The sequence below is a fragment of the Caulobacter radicis genome (genome assembly GCF_003094615.1).
GTDB lineage: Bacteria > Pseudomonadota > Alphaproteobacteria > Caulobacterales > Caulobacteraceae > Caulobacter > Caulobacter radicis.
On record NZ_QDKO01000021.1, the window covers coordinates 140,452 to 158,228 of the forward strand.

Consider the following 17,777-nt stretch of genomic DNA (forward strand, 5'->3'; position numbering starts at 1 on the left):
TGATGTCGGCCGCGCCCTGCGAGATCTGGTTCTACCACCTGGAGCGAAGCAGCGCCGAGCAGGTGCTGCCCGAGCTGCTGGAAAAGACCCTGGGGCGCGGCTGGAAGGCTCTGGTCAGGGGAGGGGATCCGGCGCGCCTCAACGCGCTGGACGCCCACCTCTGGACCTTTCGGGACGACAGCTTCCTGCCGCACGGCCTTGCCGAGGAGCCGCTGGCCGAGCGCCAGCCGGTGCTGCTCAGCGCCGCCCTCGACAACCCGAACGGCGGCGATGCGTTGTTCCTGCTCGACGGCGCCGAGCCGGGGGATCTGAGCGATTTTACGCGCTGCATCCTGCTGTTCGACGGCCGAGACGAAGAGGCCCTGCGGCTGGCGCGGGGCCGCTGGAAGGCGTTCAAGGCCGCCGGCCACCCAGTGTCCTACTGGCAGCAGGCCGAACGCGGATGGGAGAAGAAGGCATGAAGCGGCTCCTGATGGTTCTGGGTGCGACCATGGTCCTGGCGGCCTGCTCGACCAGCACGCCCGAACCCGCGCCGCCGCCGCCGCCCGAAACCCCGGTGGCCCCGCCGGCCATCGCCCTGCCCAAGCCGCCCGAGCCTGAAAAGGACCAGTGCGGCCTGAAGGACGCGCAGGCCTTCGTCGGCAAGAACCGCACGCAGCTGCCGGCCCCGGTCGATCCCTCGCGCTGGCGCGTGGCCTGCACCACCTGCCCGGTGACCATGGACTACCGCCCCGACCGCCTGAACATCCTGTTCAATCCGGACACCGGCGTGGTCCAGCAGGTGAAGTGCGGCTAGCCGCTACATCTCCTCTCTTGGTCGTCATCCCGGAAAGCGCGCAGCGCTTATCCGGGACCCAGGGGACTGGGCGCGGCGAAAAGACTCGCGCTTCCGACGATTGCCGCATCCCTGCGCGCGGCCCCTGGGTCCCGGCTCTCCGCTTCGCTACGGCCGGGATGACGGGCGATTTGGCAGCTTGAAGAGCTAGCGCCGACAACCTGCAGAATTTCTCCTAACCATTTGTCCTCATGGACAAATGCGGAGTCCATCTAGACAGAATCCAAGTCCCCGGGCCAAGTCTGCGCGCGACGTCGCGGCGCTCCCAACCAGCCGCGCGCGCCTGGGGAGTTTGAGCATGAAGTTCGCCGCCGTCCTGGCCGCCGCCGCCTCGCTGCTGGCCGTCTCCACCGCCTTCGCCGCCGGTCCCGCGCCGTCGCCGGGGCCTCATTGGCTGAAGGCCAAGGACGGGCGCATCGTCGACGAGACCGGTTCGCCCGTGATCCTGCGCGGCATGGGCCTGGGGGGCTGGATGCTGCAGGAGGGCTACATGCTGCGCCTGTCCAAGCTTGGCCAGGAGCACGTCATCCGCGGCAAGATCGCCGCCCTGGTCGGCGCCGAGCGCGAAGCGGCGATCCACACTGCCTGGCTCGACAACCACACCACCAAGGCCGACATCGACTACATGGCCGCCGCCGGCTTCAACTCGGTGCGCCTGCCGATGCACTACGCCCTGCTGACCCTGCCGGCCGACCAGGAACCCGTTCCCGGCGCCGACACCTGGAAGGAGGACGGTTTCAGGCGCATCGACGACCTGCTGGCCTGGACCAAGGCCGCCGGCATGCACCTGATCCTCGACCTGCACGCCGCGCCGGGCGGGCAGGGCAATGACCTGGCCATCGCCGATCGGGATCCAGGGAAGCCCTCGCTGTGGGAAAGCCCCGAGAACCAGCGCAAGACCATCGCCCTCTGGAAGAAGCTCGCCGACCGCTACAAGGACGAGCCGGCCATCGCCGCCTACGACGTGCTCAACGAGCCCAACTGGGACTTCGACAAGCCGGCGACGAAGAACGGCTGCGGCGACGAGGAACAGGCGCTGCTCTGGGATTTCCAGCGCCGCGTCACCGCGGCCATCCGCGAGGTCGACCAGCGCCACCTGGTGATCATCGAGGGCAACTGCTGGGGCAACAACTACAAGGGCATGGGCAAGCCCTGGGACGGCAACATGGCCCTGTCGTTCCACAAGTATTGGAACCGCAACGACGAGGCCGCGCTCGAGCCCTTCCTGAAGCTGCGCGAGCAGACCGGCCTGCCGGTGTGGCTGGGCGAGTCGGGCGAGAACTCCAACGTCTGGTTCGCCGACGCCATACGCCTCGTCGAGAGCCATGGCGTCGGCTGGGCCTTCTGGCCGCTGAAGAAGATCGGCTTCAACCAGCCGCTACAGGTCGAGGTCGGCCCCGACTACGACGCCGTGGCCGCCACGCTGACGGGCGAGGCCAGGACGCCCGTCTTGGCCGACAAGGCCTATGCGGTGCTGATGAAGCTGGCCTCGCACGACGTTCGCTTCGAGAACAACACGCCCCATCCCGACGTGATCGACGCCATGCTGCGCCAGCCGCACGACGACTCCGTCCGGCCGTTCAGGCCGCACCGGATCACCGCCAAGGGCGCGAGCATCGCCGCCGTCGACTACGACCTTGGCCCCATCGGCAAGGCCTACTGGGACCAGGACGCCGCCAACTACCACGTCGCCACCGGCGGCGAACGCACGCTCTGGAACAACGGCCGCGCGTACCGCAACGACGGCGTCGACATCGCCCCCGACGGCAAGCGCGTCACCGACTTCACCGCCGGCGAGTGGCTGCGCTACACGGTGACCGCCGACCGGGCCGGGACCTATGCGGTGCGGATCCAGGGGCAGGGGCCGATGACGGTGTCGGCCAACGGCGACGCCGGCGTGACCTCGGGCGGAACGGTGACCCTCCTGGCGGGGACCAACGTGCTGGTGCTGACGTCGGATGGCGCGGCGGAGGCGGTGTCGGTGATCCTGAACGCTCTCCCATAGAGGTCCGCCGATCCAGATCCTCCCCCTCTGGGGGAGGTGTCGCCAAAGGCGACGGAGGGGGGACGTTCTCAGCTGCTGAGACGCTGGCCGGTTTCCATCGCCTTTCCACTCGCTAAAGCCCTTCCCCCTCGATGGGGGAAGGGTTGGGATGGGGGTGATGCGGCCGTTCAGCCCGCAAGGCCGCATCGAGACCGACCGCCGCAGCCACCCCCAACCCCGGCCCTTCCCCCATCGAGGGGGAAGGGAGAAGAGAGCCGGACGGGGATAGAGCAGCGTGGATCCCCGGCGTTGGCCGAAAATTCTTGAACCAATCCAATCCCTTGCAACTTTCTCAGCCAAACTTATCAGACGCGCCCAGCCCTGGGTCATAATCAAGCCCGTCCCCGCCATGGGGAGGGCTCTTGGTACCGGCCCAAGCGTGGCGAGGACCGCATCGAGCGGGGCCGCTCGGAGCGTCATGGGAAGGGCGGGTTTGCAGGAGCGCTCAGAAGGCGTGAATGGGCCGCCAAGCCGTCCATGGCGTAACGAGCGGGTCGACAGGGCCGGGATCGTTCAAACCGGCCTAACAGGATCAGCCGAGGCCGCCGCCGGATTACCGCGGGGCTATTGGTCCTGCCCGTCCGTGGGACAGCCGGGTCCAGGGTTGAAACAGCACCCGCGCCTCCGGCCCTTCGGAATAACGACGCGGCGGAGCGGTCGACGAAGCCGAAACGCTAAACAAACCCACGGTCTCCGGGCTCCGCCCGGCCGCTCCGCGCCTCCCCACCAGCTTTCGTGGATGTCCACGGGAGATCGCCTATCCATGTCCCTCTCCCCCTGCGGGAGAGGGTGGCCTCGCGAAGCGAGGTCGGGTGAAGGGTCTCCCAGAACCGTCCGCGCGATGCCTCATCCGTCGCCCTTGGCGACACCTTCTCCCGCAAGGGGAGAAGGATCAAAGCGGAGACACCCCATGCCCAAGTCCAAACCCCCGCGCACCCGCCTGCGCCGCGCCCCGAACGGTAAGCCCCTCAGTGACGCTCGGCAGCGGATGATCGCGGCCTGCGACGACAATATCGCCTTCCTCCAGCGGATGCAGCGGCAGGTCGAACAGGTGGCGCTCAGGGCCCCGGCCGAGGAGGTGGCCAACTTTCGCGAGCACACGAACGAAGGCATCCGCTGCTGGACGGCTGTTCGCGACATGCAATACGAATTTCAGCGTGATCGATCGCCGGCTTGGCCTGGCATCGCCAAGGCGCTCAAGGCGTACGAGGCGGAGGAAGCGATGCGCAAGAGACCCTAGCGCTTGCCCAGGCCCGGGAACATCGCCGCCTCGCCGTCGAAGACGCCCAGATAGCCCAGTTCGCCCAGCAGCGGCGTCAGGTCTTCCAGCTTGTCGGCCTGGGCGCGGGCCGTGGCCAGTTCGCTGGGGCGGCCGGTCTGGTCGTGCAGGCGATAGACCGTCCACATCTTGCCCTTGGGGGCCGCGGCGCCCGGGGCGAGATAGCGATGCTCCCAGCCGACCAGGGCCGGGACGCGACCGATCTCGACGTCGAACGGGCGGTCGCGGAAGGCCAGGTCCATCTCCAGCCGCGTGGCCTCGGCCAGGCGCTGGTCGAGCCAGGTCGCGAAGGCTTCCAGCACGGCGGCGGCCGACAACCCTTCGGGGTTGGCGACGACGTGGTTGCGGCTGGAAAGGGCTGCGGTCATGACCGCATGGATACGCCCCAAGGTCTGTCGGAACGGCTAAAGCTCTTGGTTTACCGGCGTTTACCGAGAGTTGCGGACCTAGCCCTCGGCCTCGGCCAGCTGTTCGGCCAGCTCCATCCAGGCGGCCTCGGCCTCGTCGAGCTTGGCCTTGGCGTTGTCGCGGCGCTTTTCCAGTTCCGGAACCTTGGCGGGCGTCTTCACATAGAGCTGCGGATCGGCCAGCTGGGCTTCCAGCTCGGCCAGGTCCCGGGTCTTGCGGTTCATCACCTGCTCGGCCGCCTCGACCTTGCGGCGCAGCGGCTCGACGGCGACCTTCTTGGGAGCGGCCGGGGAAGCGGCCTCCGTCTTGGCCGGCTCGCGCGCCACCTGCGTCGGCTTCACCGCCTGCTTGGCGCGCTCGAGCACGAACTTGGCGTAGTCGTCCATGTCGCCGTCGAACGGCACGACCTTGCCGTCGGCCGCCAGCCACAGGCGGTCGGCCACCAGCTCCATCAGCGAGCGATCGTGGGTGATCAGCAGCACCGCGCCCTCGTAGTCGTTCAGGGCGTCGAGCAGGGCCCGGCGGCTGTCGATGTCGAGGTGGTTGGTCGGTTCGTCCAGGATCAGGACGTGCGGGGCGTCCATGGCCACCAGGTTCAGCAGCAGGCGGGCGCGCTCGCCGCCCGACAGGTTGGCCACCGTGGTGTCCTGCTTGTCGAAGTTCAGGCCCCATTGCGCCAGGCGCGAGCGGCGCGAGGATTCGCTGGCGTCGGGCATGGCCCGGCGGACGATCTCCAGCGGCGTGTCCTTGGGATCCATCGCCTCGATCTGGTGCTGGTGGAACCAGCCGACCTTCATCTTCTTGTCGCGGTGCAGGTCGCCTTTCTGGATGTCCAGCGCGCCGGCGATCATCTTGGCGAAGGTCGACTTGCCCGCGCCGTTGACGCCCAGGAGACCGATGCGGTCGTCCAGGTCCATGCGCAGGTTGAGGTTCTTCAGGATCGCGCGACCGCTCTCATAGCCGACGTCGGCCTTTTCCAGCCGGATCAGCGGCGGGGCCAGCGGCTTGGGCGGCGAGGGCAGGGTGAAGGGCGCGACGCGCTCTTCGATGGTGGTCGCCACCGGCTCCATCTTGGCCAGGCGCTTCATGCGGGACTGGGCCTGGGCGGCCTTGGAGGCCTTGGCCTTGAAGCGGTCGACGAAGGCCTGCAGGTGGGCGCGTTCGGCGTCCTGCTTGGCCTTGGCCGACAGTTGCAGGCGGGCCTTCTCGGCGCGGCGCTTCTCGAAGTCGTCGTAGCCGCCGGTGTAGAGCTCCAGCTTGCCGCCGGCCAGGTGCAGCATGTGCGTGCAGCTGTTGTTGAGCAGCTCGCGGTCGTGGCTGACGATCAGGGCGGTGTGCGGATACTTCTTCAGCCGCGCTTCCAGCCAGAGGGCGCCTTCCAGGTCGAGATAGTTGGTCGGTTCGTCGAGCAGCAGCATGTCGGGCTCGGCGAACAACGCAGCGGCCAGGGCCACGCGCATCCGCCAGCCGCCCGAGAATTCGCTCATCGGCCGCGCAAGGTCGTCCTGGGAGAAGCCCAGGCCCGCCAGGATTTCAGAAGCCCGGGCCGGGGCCGAGTCGGCGTCGATCTCGATCAGCCGGCCCCAGATCTCGCCCATCTCCTCCGGATCGGCGGTCTCCAGGCGGGTCAGCAGGGCGTGGCGCTCCTCGTCGGCCTCCAGCACGGTGTCGAGCAGCGAGACGGGCGTCGCCGGGTGCTCCTGGTCGACCGAGCCGATACGGGCGTTCTTGGGCAGGCTGATCTCGTCGCCGGCGGCGACCAGGTGGCCCAGGATCAGCTTGAACAGCGTCGACTTGCCCACGCCGTTGCGGCCGATCAGGCCGACCTTGGCGCCCGGCGGCAGGCTGACGGTCGCCTTTTCGAAGAACCGGCGTCCCCAGGCGTCGAAAGTAAGGTCGTTGATCTGAAGCATGTTGGGGACGCGGGGTTGGCGGGGAGGAGGCGCCCGGCTATAAGCCCGCAACCTCCCAATTCACAAACTTTCTCTGTGAGATTTTCGGAATGACCGAACGTACCTTCTCGATCCTGAAGCCCGACGCGACCCGCCGCAACATCACCGGCAAGATCAACGCCGTGATCGAGGAAGCTGGTCTGCGCATCGTCGCCCAGCGCCGCGTCCACCTGACCGAAGCACAGGCCAAGAAGTTCTATGAAGTCCACGCCGAGCGCCCGTTCTACGGTGAACTCGTCGCCCAGATGACCGCCGAGCCGGTCGTCGTGCAGGTCCTGGAAGCCGAAGGCGCCGTGGCCAAGTACCGCGAAGTCATGGGCGCCACGAACCCGGACAACGCCGCCGAAGGCACCATCCGCAAGCTGTTCGCCCTGTCGATCGGCGAAAACTCGGTCCACGGTTCGGACAGCCTCGAGAACGCCGGCATCGAAATCGCCCAGTTCTTCACCGACGCCGACATCGTCGGCTAAGGCTTCCGGGCTTTAGGCTAGCGAAAAGGCCGGCGGGGCGACCCGCCGGCCTTTTTGTTTTCTGAGGGTTTTGCTTCCCTCTCTTCGCCTTCCTCGCCCTTGTGGCGAGGACCCATGTGTCCGCTTGCCCAGATAGTTCAGGACATGCACTGGCCGTCGAGCTCCAACAGCCGAGGTCTGAGAACGCTCCGGCATGGATCCTCGCCACAAGGGCGAGGAAGGCGGAATTGGGTACCGGGCTAAGCGGCTAGCCCAGCCCCGGATACAGATCCTCCCAGAACGGATTCGTCCGCTCGATCAGGTTGATCTTCCACTGCCGAGGCCAGCGCTTCAGCGACCGCTCACGCTGAAACGCCGTGGCCATGTCGTCGTGCGGCTCGTACCAGACCAGTCGCGTCAGGCCGTACTTCTTGGTGAAGCCCGGGATCAGGCCCTCGCGATGCTCCCAGGCCCTCCGGTTCAGATACCCCGTCGCGCCGATGTAGAGCGTCTTCAGGCGCTCGTTGGCCATGATGTAGACGGCGATGTAGCGCTCTTCGCTCTGCATGCGGTGAGCGTGAAGTTGCGCCGGGGAAAAGCGCCACTGGAAAAGTCGGTGTTTTCCGGTTTCCCAACAAGCTCGCCTTCCTCGCCACGAGGGCGAGGAAGGCGAATGGGAGTAGGCGAAAACGGGCCTCAGAGCCCCCGCACGAAGTCCGCCAGCACCGCCGGATAGAGCTTGTGCTCTTCCACCAGCACCCGAGCCGCCAGCGCATGATCGTCGTCGCCGGGCTCGATCGTCACGCGGGCCTGGCCCAGGATCGGGCCTTCGTCGACGCCGGCCGTGACCAGGTGCACGGTGCAGCCGGCTTCGGCCTCGCCCGCCGCGATGGCGCGGGCGTGGGTGTCCAGGCCCGGATACTTGGGCAGCAGGGAGGGGTGGATGTTCAGCATCCGGCCTTCCCAGGCGTCGACCAGGAACGGGGTGAGGATCCGCATGTAGCCGGCCAGGGCGATGACCTGGATCCCGCGTTCGCGTAAGGTGCCGTCGACCGCGCGCTCATGGGCCTCGCGGTCCTTGCCGAACGGCTTGCTCGGCACGCACAGGGCCTCGATTCCGGCCGCTTCCGCCGTCGCCAGGCCGCCGGCGTCGGCCTTGTTGGCCAGGACGAGGGCGATCTCGAACGGGCAGGCCGGGTCCTGGGCGGCGCGGACCAGGGCTTCCATGTTGGAGCCCCGGCCCGAGATCAGGGCGGCGACTTTTGTTCTGGTGGTCACGCGGCGGCTTTCGTGGAACCGCCCTCGTCCTTCGGCGGGCTCAGGATGAGGGCTACTGAGGCGCTTGAACTGAAATCCTCATCCTGAGCTTGTCGAAGGACGAGGATTTCACTCAGCCGATCAGGCCTTGGCCAGCTGGCCGCAGACAAAGGCGTCTTCGCCGGCGTTCAGCAGGGCGGCGAGCACCGGCTCGACGTCCGACTGGGCGACGATCAGGATGAAGCCGACGCCGCAGTTGAAGGTGCGGCGCAGTTCATGGGCGTCGATCTGGCCGACTTCCTGCAGCCATTCGAACACGGGCGGCAGGGCCCAGGCGTTCCAGTCGAACTCGGGGACCAGGCCTTCGGCGATGCAGCGCGGCGGGTTCTCGATCAGGCCGCCGCCGGTGATGTGGGCGCCGCCCTTGACCCGACCCGACTGAAGCAGGGGCAGGATCGACTTCACATAGATGCGGGTCGGGGCCATCAGGGCCTCGGCCAGGGTCTTGCCTTCCTCGAACGGGCAGGTGGCGTCCCAGGCCAGGCCCGAGCGCTCGACCACGCGGCGCACCAGCGAATAGCCGTTCGAGTGCGGGCCCGACGAGCCGATGCCGATGATCACGTCGCCGGCGCGCTGCTTGTCCAGCTTGGGCAGGACGCCGTCGCGCTCGACCGCGCCGACCGAGAAGCCGGCCAGGTCGTATTCGCCGTCGCCGTACATGCCTGGCATCTCGGCGGTCTCGCCGCCGACCAGGGCCGCGCCGGCCAGCTTGCAGCCCTCGGCGATGCCGGCGACGACGCTCTTGGCGGTCTCGACGTCCAGCTTGCCGGTGGCGAAGTAGTCCAGGAACATCAGCGGCTCGGCGCCCTGCGCCAGCAGGTCGTTGACGCACATGGCGACGAGATCGATGCCCACCGTGGCGTGCATCCCCGCGTCGATGGCGATGCGCAGCTTGGTGCCGACCCCGTCGGTGGTGGTCACCAGCAGGGCGTCCTCGTAGCCGGCGGCCTTGAGGTCGAACAGCGCGCCGAAACCGCCGAGGCTGGCTTCCGCGCCCGGACGGCGAGTCGCCTTGGCCAGCGGCTTGATCGCGTCGACGAGGGCGTTGCCGGCATCGATGTCGACGCCCGCCTGGGCGTAGGTCAGGCCGCCGGCTTGGTCGGTCTTCGGATCGCTCATCGGGTCGCTCATCTGTGGTTCCAGGCCCTTCGCAGCCCGTCTCGGGCGCTTTGGGTCAGAAAAGTGGCTGCTCCGCAACGCTTGACGCTTGCAGACTCGGGGGTGCGCGAGGCTATTAGCAGCCGATGACGCCGATCACCACCACCGCCGCGCTGGCGGAGTTCTGTAATGGTTTGAAGGGGCAGCCCTTCATCGCCGTGGACACCGAGTTCATGCGCGAGACCACCTATTGGCCAAAGCTCTGCCTGATCCAGGTCGCTTCGCCCGTTTCCGACGCGGTGATCGATCCGCTGGCGGAGGGCCTCGACCTTGAGCCGCTGCTTGAGTTGATGCGCGACGAGACCCTCTTGAAGGTGTTCCACGCCGCGCGTCAGGACGTCGAGATCTTCAATAATCTCAAAGCGATGCCGACGCCTCTGTTCGATACCCAGGTGGCCGGCATGGCCGCGGGTTTCGGCGAGCAGATCGCCTATGACGCCCTCGTGCGTCAGATGCTGAAGATCGAGATCGACAAGTCGAGCCGCTTCACCGACTGGGCCCGCCGCCCGCTGACCGACGCCCAGCTGGCCTACGCCCTGGCCGACGTGACGCACCTGGCGCGCCTGTTCCCGGTGTTGCGCGATCGCCTCGAAGAATCAGGCCGCCTGGCCTGGGTCGAGGAGGAGATGAAGGCGCTCAGCGATCCGGCCGCCTATGACGTCGATCCGGAAAAGGCCTGGCGCCGCCTGCGCCCGCGCAAGACGCAAGCCAAGTACCTGGCGGTCTTCAAGTCGGTCTCGGCCTGGCGCGAGCGCACCGCCCAGCAGCGCGACCAGCCGCGCGGCCGCATCCTCAAGGACGAGGCCATCGACGAGCTGGCCACCCAGGCCCCGACCTCGCTGGAGGGGCTCAACACCCTGCGCGGCGTGCCCAAGGGCTTCGGCGGCAGCAAGTTCGGTCCCGACCTGATCGCCGCGATCAAGGCCGCCCTGGCCGATCCCGAGGGCTACGCCCCCGTGGTCGACAAGCCCGGCCCGCCGCCGCCGCCTTCCGCCGGCGCCGTGGTCGAGCTGCTGAAGGTGCTGCTCAAGGCCCGCGCCGAAGAAGCCGGCGTGGCCTCCAAGCTGATCGCCACGGTCTCGGACCTGGAAAAGATCGCCGCCGACGACGAGGCCGATACGCCCGCCCTGCAGGGCTGGCGTCGCGAGGCCTTCGGCAGCGACGCCCTGAAGATCAAGCGGGGCGAACTGGCCCTGGTGCTCGACGGGGTCAAGGTCCGCGTCGTGGAAGTCCGCCGGACCCCGCGTCCGGCCTGATCGAGACCTGTCGGCGGCGCGACTCAAAAGAGGGTTGCGCCGCCGGCGTCTCCGGCGCGAAGTCGCAAGCGACGTCTTTGTGCAAGACGGCACAGCTGCCTCATGGCCGACATGCTTTGAAAAACGATTGTTGACCTCCGGGCGCTATAAGCGTCGCGGGGGCAGTCGGCTGTGGGGACGGCCGAAGACTGGGGAACTTGGTCGAGTTGGCGTACGCGGAACCGGATCCGTGGCTGGTCAGGGCCGCGCGTAACTATGCAAGGCCCGCCAAGGCCCTGCGGCAACAGATTCCGCTGCGCTTGTTCGTCATCGCGATGGTGTGCGCGGCGATCGGCCTGGCGCCGCGATTCTCCTTCATGTTGCCCTGGGCGTTCGCCTGTCTCGCGGCGCAAGGACTTCAGGCCCTGGCCTTGCGCGCCTTCGAGCGCAATCCGCGCCGCTGGATTCTGGCCTGCCTGGGCGCCGACTTCCTGCTGGCCGTCGCGTTCGGCTGGCTGGCGGTCCCGCTGTGGCGGACAGGCCTGCCCGCCGGCGCGGCGGGCGCGGCCCTGTTGCTGGCCGGTTCGGTGATGACCGCCCTGATGGGCGCCAAGGGCTCGCGGCTGGCCTTCACGGTCACCGCCACGCCGCACCTGAGCTATCTGTTCGCGGCCCCGATCCTGGCCGCCAACCACGAAGACGTGGGCGTGAAGGCGTTCCTGATCGGCAGCGGGTTGATGGTGCTGGTCACCTCGCTCGTCTTCGGCTGGTCGCGCCAGACGCTGCTGGCCGAGCGCGAGGCCCGGGCCGCCGCCGAGATCCGACGCGAACAGGCCGTTGCCGCCGACGCCGCCAAGAGCGCCTTCGTCGCCATGGTCAGCCACGAACTGCGCACGCCGCTCAGCGCCATTCTGGCCGGGGCGGGTGAACTGGCCCGAGGGGCGGGCGGTCCAGCCAAGGCCAAGGCCGAGCTCATCGCCGACGCCGGCGTGATGATGCGCGCCCTGCTCAACGACCTGCTCGACCTGTCGAAGATCGAGGCCGGCCGCATGACCGTCGAATCCATCGACTTCGCGCCGCGCACCCTGATTTGCGACACCCTGCGGTTCTGGCGCGCCGAGGCCCGCGACAAGGGGCTGGCCCTGCGCTTCACCGGCGGGCGGCGCCTGCCGCGCTGGATCAAGGGCGATCCGGTGCGCCTGCGCCAGGTGCTCAACAACCTGCTGTCCAACGCCATCAAGTTCACGCCCGAGGGCCGGGTCTGCATCGAGCTGTCGATCGCGCCCCGCGTCGAAGGCGGGCTGATACTGACCCTGGCGGTGACCGACACCGGGCCGGGCCTGGGCCCCGAGCAACTGGCGCGACTGTTCACGGCCTATGACCAGCTGGGCGCCGACACCGCGCGCACCTTCGGCGGCACGGGCCTGGGCCTGGCCATCAGCCGCGACCTGTCCCGCCTGATGGGGGGCGACCTGAGCGCCGTCTCGGCCGAGGGGCGCGGCGCGCGCTTCGTGCTGACCCTGCCGGCGCCCGAGGGCCAGGAGCCGCCGACGCCCGAGCCGCTCGACGCTCCGGCCGAGGGCTTTTCCGACGCGCCGACGGTGCTGGTCGTCGACGACCACGAGATCAACCGCCGCACCCTGGCCCAGGTTCTGGAGGCCTTCGGGCTTTCGGTCGCCCTGGCGGCCGACGGCGAGACGGCGCTGCTGCTGGCCGGCGAGACCCGCTTCGACGCCATCCTGATGGACGTCAACATGCCGGGCCTCGACGGCCTGGACACGACCCGGCGCCTGCGCGCTGAGGGGCTGAACCGCGCCACGCCGGTGATCGCCGTCACCGGCGCCGTGGCCGAGGGCGACATCGCCGCCTGCCAGGCCGCGGGCATGCAGGACTTCGTCGAGAAACCGTTCGAGGTGACCGCGCTCTACGCCGTCCTGCTGCGCGTGCTCGGCGACGAGGAGGCCGCCTAGCCGGCGACGTGTCCGAAGGTCTCGACCGCCGCCATCACCAGGGCCGACAGGATCACGCCATGATAGGCCGCGCCCAGCACCACCGTCCGCCGCACCGACCATCCACGCTTCGCGCCGAAGGCCGCCGCGACGTCGCGCTGCAACTGCCTGGCCGGACTGTCCACGGGGGCGGCTGAGGCGCCTGCCAACCGCACCACTTCGGGTTTCGCCGGCGGCTGTCGAGCGGCGTCGATGCTGTCGTGAACGTCGTAGGCGACCTGCTTCTGCATGTCGTTTTTCTCCCCGTGCTGAGGGGAAGAAGCTTCGGCGTGGCGTGGCTAACAAACCATTCTGGAAGAACGGTGTTCGCCTGCGGCCCGCTGTCGCGGCCTAGAGCGGCAGCACCTTGAGCTTCAGGCCCAGCACCTGGGCCAGGCTGCTGGCTCGCTTGGCGGTTTGTTCGCCCAGCAGCAGCGCCGCGTAGCCGGGTTCGGCCGAAAGCTGCACGTCTGCCTTCTCGATCGCCAGCCGCGAGCGCGACAGCAGCGCGGGACTACGGCCCGACAGGTCGCAGCCCAGGCGGATCGCCGCGCCCAGGGCCCGGGCGCGCTTCAAGCGGGCCGGGGTCAGCAGCCGTTCCAGCACGTCCATCTCGGGCGGGTTGAACGGGGTGGAGTGGCGGGCGAAAGCGGCGGCGGCCAGGAAGGCGCGCTCTACATGGGTCTGGCCGGCGATCGGGGCGCGCAGCACCTGCTCGAACACTAAGTCGGCGCGATGGTCCGGGTGAAGCCGCGCGCCCAGGTCGGCCAGGCGGCAGGCGGCCGCCGTCAGCACCGCGTCACGGCCGTCGAACAGGCTTTCCAGCTTGCCGAACGCCGGCTCCAGCCAGGCCTGCAACGCCACGCCCAGGTCGTCGGCCACGCCCTGGCGAGCGGTCAACGAGGCGCAGCCTTCGATCAATGGGTCCAGGCCCCGCACGCGCGGCGCCATGGCTTCGAACAGCAGGCCCTCGCGCACGCCGAAGGCCGAGATCTCGATGCGCTTGAGGTCCAGGCGCTCGATCAGGCTCTCCAGCACCACGGCCGCGTAGGGCAGGGTCTCGATGCGCTTCTTGGACATCCCCTCGATGCGTTCGAGCGAACTTCTGGACTGGTGCGAGACAAGGCGCGCGGCCTCCAGGGCCTCGCTGCGGCCGATCTCGTACTGGTGCACCACCTGTAGCGGATATCCGGACAGGCGCATGTGCAGCAAAGCCAGGTTGCGCCAGGCGCCGCCCACGGCGTGGAAGGCGTCGGCCTTGAACACCTCGGCCACCGGGGCCAGGCGCTGGGCGGCCAGGCGCCGCACGCGGTCGGCGTCGAAGCCCTCGGTCAGGCCCAGGCTGAACGGACCCAGCGGCAGGGTCACGCCCTGGCCCGCGCCGGTCGGCTCCAGCCGCACCAGTTCGAGGCTGGCGCCGCCCAGGTCGCCGACCACGCCCGTGGCGTCCGGCGCGCCGGCCAGCACGCCCAGCGCGGCGTAGCGGGCCTCTTCCTCGCCTGAGAGCACACGGATGGTGAGGCCGGTCTCCTCGGCCACACGCTTGACGAAGGCTGCGCCGTCGGAAGCTTCGCGCACGGCGGCGGTGGCGGCCACGAAGGTCTCGGCGGGCTGCACGGCTTCCAGCACCGCCTTGAAGCGCTTCAGCGCCGCCAGGGTCTGGGAAACGCCGTCGGGCGCCAGTCGGCCCTTGGAGCCGAGTTCACGGCCAAGGCCAGCCAGCACCTTCTCGTTGAAGACGGTCCAGATGGCGCGACCTTCCAGCCGGTACACCACCAGGCGGACCGAGTTGGAGCCGATATCGATCACGGCCGCGTCGCGCGGCGCCGAGAGAGGCATGAGGCTGGTTTAACGCATTCGTCGCGCAGGGGAAGCGGCGGCCTTGGACGAAACCGTCACGAAAGCCGTCGCTCCCCAGTTTTTCAGCGCCAGATCCTAGCGTTTCCGCTTGGGTCCGACGTGGTCGAACGCCCGCGGCAGGTCCTGCACGTGATGACCTCGGCCCGACAGGCTCGGATTGGTCATGAAGTATTCGTGCGCCGAGAACGCGCCCTTGGTGTCCCAGGCGGGATCGCGGGCGTAGTGGCCCTCGCTGTCGAGGCGCCAGCTCTGGGCCTCGTCATTGAGGTTGGCGACCATGATCTGGCTCAGCACCTGCTGGTGCACGGTCGGGTTCTCGATCGGCACCAGGCTTTCCACCCGGCGGTCGAGATTGCGCGGCATCCAGTCGGCCGAGCTGATGAAGGCGCGGGTCTGGGCGCTGGGCATGTCGGCGCCGTTGGCGAAGGCCACGACGCGGGCGTGCTCCAGGAAGCGGCCGACGATCGACTTGACACGGATGTTGTCGGACAGGCCCGGAATACCCGGGCGCAGGCAGCAGATGCCGCGCACGACCAGGTCGATCTGCACGCCGTCCTGGCTGGCGGCGTAGAGGGCGTCGATGATCTGCGGGTCGACCACCGCGTTCATCTTGGCCCAGATGCCGGCGGGCTTGCCGGCGCGGGCGTTGGCGGCCTCGGCGGCGATCATGGCCAGGAGGTCCGGCTTCAGCGTCTGGGGCGAGAACGACAGCTTCTCCAGCGCGCCGGGCTGGGCGTAGCCGGTGATGAAGTTGAACAGCTTGCCGCCGTCGCGACCCATGGCCGGGTCGCAGGTGAACAGGGAAAGGTCGGTGTAAACCCGCGCCGTCTGCGGGTGATAGTTGCCGGTGCCGAAGTGGCAGTAGGTGCGCAAGGCGTCGCCCTCGCGGCGGACCACCACCGACAGCTTGGCGTGGGTCTTCCAGTCGACGAAGCCGAACACCACGTGCACGCCGGCCCGTTCCAGGTCTCGGGCCCACTTCAAATTGTTTTCTTCGTCGAACCTGGCCTTGATCTCGACCAGGGCGGTGACGTTCTTGCCGTTGTCGGCCGCCTCGATCAGGGCCGCCACGATCGGGCTGTCCTTCGAGGTGCGGTACAGCGTCTGCTTGATGGCCAGCACGTTGGGGTCGCGGGCGGCCTGGCGCAGGAACTGCACCACCACGTCGAAGCTTTCGAACGGGTGGTGGACCAGGATGTCCTTCTCGCGGATCGCCGCGAAGCAGTCGCCGCCGTGGTCGCGCACGCGCTCGGGGAAGCGGGCGTTGTAGGGCTTGAACTTCAGGTCCGGACGGTCGGGCGGGATCAACTCGCTCATCTGGGCCAGGCCCAGCTTGCCGTCGACCAGCACCACGTCCTCGGGCTGGGCGCGCAGGCCCTCGATGATGAACTCGCGCAGGTCGGCGGGCATGGTGGTCTGGATCTTCACCCGCACCACGCGGCCCAGGCGGCGCTTCTTCAGGCGCGCCTCGAACTCGCGCACCAGGTCTTCGGCTTCTTCCTCGATCTCCAGGTCGCTGTCGCGGATCAGGCGGAACAGGCCCCGGCCCTCGACCTCGTAGCCGGGGAACAGGTGGTCGAGGAACAGGATGATGAAGCTTTCCAGCGCCACGATCTTGCGTTCGCGCTTGCGGCCGCGCGCGGTGCTGGCGATCTCCCAGAAGCGCTGCACCTGATAGGGGATCGGCGCCAGGGCGTAGAGATGCTTGTCGTCCGAGATCCGGCGCAGCTTCAGCGCCAGGCAGAAGCCCAGGTTCGGGATGAACGGGAAGGGGTGGGCCGGATCCACCGCCAGAGGCGTCAGCACCGGGAAGATGCGCGACTTGAAGATCTCTTCGGCGCGCTCGCGGTCGGCGCCGACGATGTCCTTGGCGTCCAGCAGCTTCAGGCCCTCGGCCCACAGCTCGGCGCGCACCTCGCGCCAGATCTTCTGCTGCTCGCTCATCAGCTGGAAGGCCGACGCGTTGATGCGGGTCAGCTGCTCGCCTGGGGTCAGGCCGTCCTGGCTGACCACGCGCACGGCCTCGCGCACCTGGCCCTTCAGGCCGGCCACGCGGACCATGTAGAATTCATCGAGGTTGTTGGCGCTGATCGACAGGAAGCGCAGGCGTTCCAGCAGCGGGTGGCGCGGGTTGGCGCTTTCCTCGAGGACGCGCTGGTTGAAGGCCAGCCACGAGAGTTCGCGATTGAAGAACCGTTCCGGCGAGGCCAGCAGGTCCTCGTCCAGCGTCAGGCGCACGCGATCCTCGGGCGCGGTCTCCACCTTGTGAAGGGAGGGCGCGAGGGCGGCGGCGTCTGTCATCGTCTACTCCAGGGCAATGCCCGGCATGGTGGACGAGCCCGATGACAGCCGCAAGACAAACAGGGATTTGTTCAAGAAAAGCCGGGCTTTCGATCAGTCCCGTTCAGTCCTCGAACGCGTCGTCCTCGCCGAAGGCCAGCACCTGGGCGACGAAGGCCCGGGTGATGCCGCGATTGCCCTCCGAGGCGGCCTCGTCCAGCAGCGCCACCAGCGCGACGGCTTCCGGCGCGCTGCGCGGAATGCGACGCAGCAGATAGGCGTAGACGTCGTCGGCGGGGCGGATCAGGCGGTCGGCGAAGGCGCGGCGCAGCACGGCCTCCAGCACCACGTCGTCGGGCTCGTCGATGACGGCGGCGGTCATGGCGTTAAGGCGCGAACGCAGGTCCGGCACGATCGTCTGCCATTCCAGCGGCGCGGTCTGGGCGGTCAGCAGCAGGCTGCCGCCGTCGACGCCCGCCATGTTCAGGAGGTGAAACAGGTCCTCGTCCGACACGACGCCGCCCAGGGCGCGGCGGTCGGCGTTCTCGACCAGCACGGCGCGGCCGCGCAGGGCCGGCAGGTTCAGCGGCGCCTGATGGGGATCGGTGGCGTCGATGATCACCGCGCCGGCCTCCGCGGCCCAGGCGCGCGCCAGGTGCGTCTTGCCGCTGCCCGAGGGGCCGATCAGGGCCAGGCGGCCGTTCGGCCATTCCGGCCAGGCGTCGACGGCGCGCACGGCGTCCTCGTTGGCCGGCGAGACGGCGAAGTCGACCCGCTCGAAGGTGGGCAGGCGTTCCAACGGCAATTTCAGCTGGCTCAAGGTCGTCGCGAAGTCACATGGTGAATGGGTAGGCAAGGTATAGGCTGTGGGCCGCTGCGCCGCGAGACGGCGGGCGGGCGGTCTTGGGGATATAGGCCACTATAGGTGTGGACGCAGGAAGCGCGTGTGGATGCCCGTGTGGACGCCGGTGT

17 protein-coding genes are annotated in these 17,777 nt (G+C 68.6%); 7 read left to right on the forward strand and 10 right to left on the reverse strand.

Annotated elements, in window-relative coordinates:
- Nucleotides 1-2 precede the first annotated feature (2 nt).
- Both DDF62_RS13750 and DDF62_RS13755 read left to right on the forward strand, forming a co-directional pair.
- Nucleotides 3-461 carry a DNA polymerase III subunit chi gene (locus tag DDF62_RS13750; RefSeq protein ID WP_116489626.1) on the forward strand — a complete coding sequence of 153 codons (459 nt, stop codon included), beginning with the start codon at nt 3-5 and terminating at the stop codon, nt 459-461.
- Nucleotides 458-796, forward strand: a complete 339-nt coding sequence (locus DDF62_RS13755; RefSeq protein WP_165832250.1) for a peptidase inhibitor I78 — start codon at nt 458-460, stop codon at nt 794-796. Before DDF62_RS13750 ends, DDF62_RS13755 begins: the two co-directional genes overlap by 4 nt.
- A gap of 47 nt (nt 797-843) precedes the next feature.
- Here DDF62_RS13755 and DDF62_RS26670 read toward each other — a convergent pair whose 3' ends face one another.
- Nucleotides 844-966 (reverse strand): hypothetical protein, encoded by a 123-nt coding sequence (locus tag DDF62_RS26670; protein WP_425267052.1) that lies wholly within the window; start codon nt 964-966, stop codon nt 844-846.
- Between the two features lie 167 nt (nt 967-1,133).
- Between DDF62_RS26670 and DDF62_RS13760 the strand changes: the two genes are divergently transcribed.
- Both DDF62_RS13760 and DDF62_RS13765 read left to right on the forward strand, forming a co-directional pair.
- Nucleotides 1,134-2,840 (forward strand): cellulase family glycosylhydrolase, encoded by a 1,707-nt coding sequence (locus DDF62_RS13760; protein WP_116489628.1) that lies wholly within the window; start codon nt 1,134-1,136, stop codon nt 2,838-2,840.
- Nucleotides 2,841-3,789: 949 nt separating this feature from the next.
- Complete coding sequence (locus DDF62_RS13765) at nt 3,790-4,119, forward strand: hypothetical protein (protein WP_116489629.1); 330 nt, start codon at nt 3,790-3,792, stop codon at nt 4,117-4,119.
- Here the strand turns inward: DDF62_RS13765 and DDF62_RS13770 are convergent.
- Nucleotides 4,116-4,526, reverse strand: a complete 411-nt coding sequence (locus DDF62_RS13770) for a hypothetical protein (protein WP_116489630.1) — start codon at nt 4,524-4,526, stop codon at nt 4,116-4,118. The two genes, DDF62_RS13765 and DDF62_RS13770, sit on opposite strands and share 4 nt — an antisense overlap.
- Before the next feature lie 78 nt (nt 4,527-4,604).
- Entirely contained in the window at nt 4,605-6,479 is a 1,875-nt protein-coding gene (locus DDF62_RS13775) for an ABC-F family ATP-binding cassette domain-containing protein (protein WP_116489631.1), read from the reverse strand.
- Between the two features lie 89 nt (nt 6,480-6,568).
- Here DDF62_RS13775 and ndk point away from each other — a divergent pair, with 89 nt between their 5' ends.
- Entirely contained in the window at nt 6,569-6,988 is a 420-nt protein-coding gene (gene ndk, locus DDF62_RS13780) for a nucleoside-diphosphate kinase (RefSeq protein WP_058350417.1), read from the forward strand.
- Between the two features lie 247 nt (nt 6,989-7,235).
- Here the strand turns inward: ndk and DDF62_RS13785 are convergent, their stop codons facing one another.
- The 3 genes from DDF62_RS13785 to purM all read right to left on the reverse strand — a co-directional run bounded on the left by DDF62_RS13785 (nt 7,236) and on the right by purM (nt 9,403).
- On the reverse strand, nt 7,236-7,535 hold the full coding sequence (locus tag DDF62_RS13785; protein ID WP_208866863.1) for a GIY-YIG nuclease family protein: 300 nt from the start codon (nt 7,533-7,535) through the stop codon (nt 7,236-7,238).
- A gap of 128 nt (nt 7,536-7,663) precedes the next feature.
- Complete coding sequence (purN, locus tag DDF62_RS13790) at nt 7,664-8,245, reverse strand: phosphoribosylglycinamide formyltransferase (RefSeq protein ID WP_116489632.1); 582 nt, start codon at nt 8,243-8,245, stop codon at nt 7,664-7,666.
- Nucleotides 8,246-8,365: 120 nt separating this feature from the next.
- Entirely contained in the window at nt 8,366-9,403 is a 1,038-nt protein-coding gene (gene purM / locus DDF62_RS13795; RefSeq protein ID WP_116489667.1) for a phosphoribosylformylglycinamidine cyclo-ligase, read from the reverse strand.
- Between the two features lie 125 nt (nt 9,404-9,528).
- Between purM and rnd the strand changes: the two genes are divergently transcribed.
- Together rnd and DDF62_RS13805 are read left to right on the forward strand one after the other, a co-directional pair.
- Nucleotides 9,529-10,698, forward strand: a complete 1,170-nt coding sequence (gene rnd, locus DDF62_RS13800; protein WP_116489633.1) for a ribonuclease D — start codon at nt 9,529-9,531, stop codon at nt 10,696-10,698.
- 356 nt (nt 10,699-11,054) lie between these two features.
- Nucleotides 11,055-12,647 (forward strand): ATP-binding protein, encoded by a 1,593-nt coding sequence (locus DDF62_RS13805; protein ID WP_244286816.1) that lies wholly within the window; start codon nt 11,055-11,057, stop codon nt 12,645-12,647.
- Here DDF62_RS13805 and DDF62_RS13810 read toward each other — a convergent pair.
- From DDF62_RS13810 to hdaA, 4 genes are all read right to left on the reverse strand, one after another.
- A complete protein-coding gene (locus tag DDF62_RS13810; protein ID WP_116489634.1) occupies nt 12,644-12,916 on the reverse strand; it encodes a hypothetical protein in 273 nt (90 codons plus the stop codon). The two genes, DDF62_RS13805 and DDF62_RS13810, sit on opposite strands and share 4 nt — an antisense overlap.
- A gap of 100 nt (nt 12,917-13,016) precedes the next feature.
- A complete protein-coding gene (locus DDF62_RS13815) occupies nt 13,017-14,504 on the reverse strand; it encodes a Ppx/GppA phosphatase family protein (protein ID WP_116489635.1) in 1,488 nt (495 codons plus the stop codon).
- Between the two features lie 96 nt (nt 14,505-14,600).
- Nucleotides 14,601-16,826 carry an RNA degradosome polyphosphate kinase gene (locus tag DDF62_RS13820; protein ID WP_244286817.1) on the reverse strand — a complete coding sequence of 742 codons (2,226 nt, stop codon included), beginning with the start codon at nt 16,824-16,826 and terminating at the stop codon, nt 14,601-14,603.
- 103 nt (nt 16,827-16,929) lie between these two features.
- A complete protein-coding gene (gene hdaA, locus DDF62_RS13825) occupies nt 16,930-17,661 on the reverse strand; it encodes a DnaA regulatory inactivator HdaA (protein ID WP_482764086.1) in 732 nt (243 codons plus the stop codon).
- Nucleotides 17,662-17,777 lie beyond the last annotated feature (116 nt).

Excerpts from the sequence above, each read along its gene's own strand:
- DDF62_RS13750 (WP_116489626.1), top strand. The coding sequence starts at position 3 with ATGTCGGCCGCGCCCTGCGAGATCTGGTTCTACCACCTGGAGCGAAGC.
- DDF62_RS13755 (WP_165832250.1), top strand. The coding sequence starts at position 458 with ATGAAGCGGCTCCTGATGGTTCTGGGTGCGACCATGGTCCTGGCGGCC.
- DDF62_RS13760 (WP_116489628.1), top strand. The coding sequence starts at position 1,134 with ATGAAGTTCGCCGCCGTCCTGGCCGCCGCCGCCTCGCTGCTGGCCGTC.
- DDF62_RS13765 (WP_116489629.1), top strand. The coding sequence starts at position 3,790 with ATGCCCAAGTCCAAACCCCCGCGCACCCGCCTGCGCCGCGCCCCGAAC.
- DDF62_RS13770 (WP_116489630.1), bottom strand. The coding sequence starts at position 4,526 with ATGACCGCAGCCCTTTCCAGCCGCAACCACGTCGTCGCCAACCCCGAA.
- DDF62_RS13775 (WP_116489631.1), bottom strand. The coding sequence starts at position 6,479 with ATGCTTCAGATCAACGACCTTACTTTCGACGCCTGGGGACGCCGGTTC.
- ndk (WP_058350417.1), top strand. The coding sequence starts at position 6,569 with ATGACCGAACGTACCTTCTCGATCCTGAAGCCCGACGCGACCCGCCGC.
- DDF62_RS13785 (WP_208866863.1), bottom strand. The coding sequence starts at position 7,535 with ATGCAGAGCGAAGAGCGCTACATCGCCGTCTACATCATGGCCAACGAG.
- purM (WP_116489667.1), bottom strand. The coding sequence starts at position 9,403 with ATGAGCGATCCGAAGACCGACCAAGCCGGCGGCCTGACCTACGCCCAG.
- rnd (WP_116489633.1), top strand. The coding sequence starts at position 9,529 with ATGACGCCGATCACCACCACCGCCGCGCTGGCGGAGTTCTGTAATGGT.
- DDF62_RS13805 (WP_244286816.1), top strand. The coding sequence starts at position 11,055 with ATGTTGCCCTGGGCGTTCGCCTGTCTCGCGGCGCAAGGACTTCAGGCC.
- DDF62_RS13810 (WP_116489634.1), bottom strand. The coding sequence starts at position 12,916 with ATGCAGAAGCAGGTCGCCTACGACGTTCACGACAGCATCGACGCCGCT.
- DDF62_RS13815 (WP_116489635.1), bottom strand. The coding sequence starts at position 14,504 with ATGCCTCTCTCGGCGCCGCGCGACGCGGCCGTGATCGATATCGGCTCC.
- DDF62_RS13820 (WP_244286817.1), bottom strand. The coding sequence starts at position 16,826 with ATGACAGACGCCGCCGCCCTCGCGCCCTCCCTTCACAAGGTGGAGACC.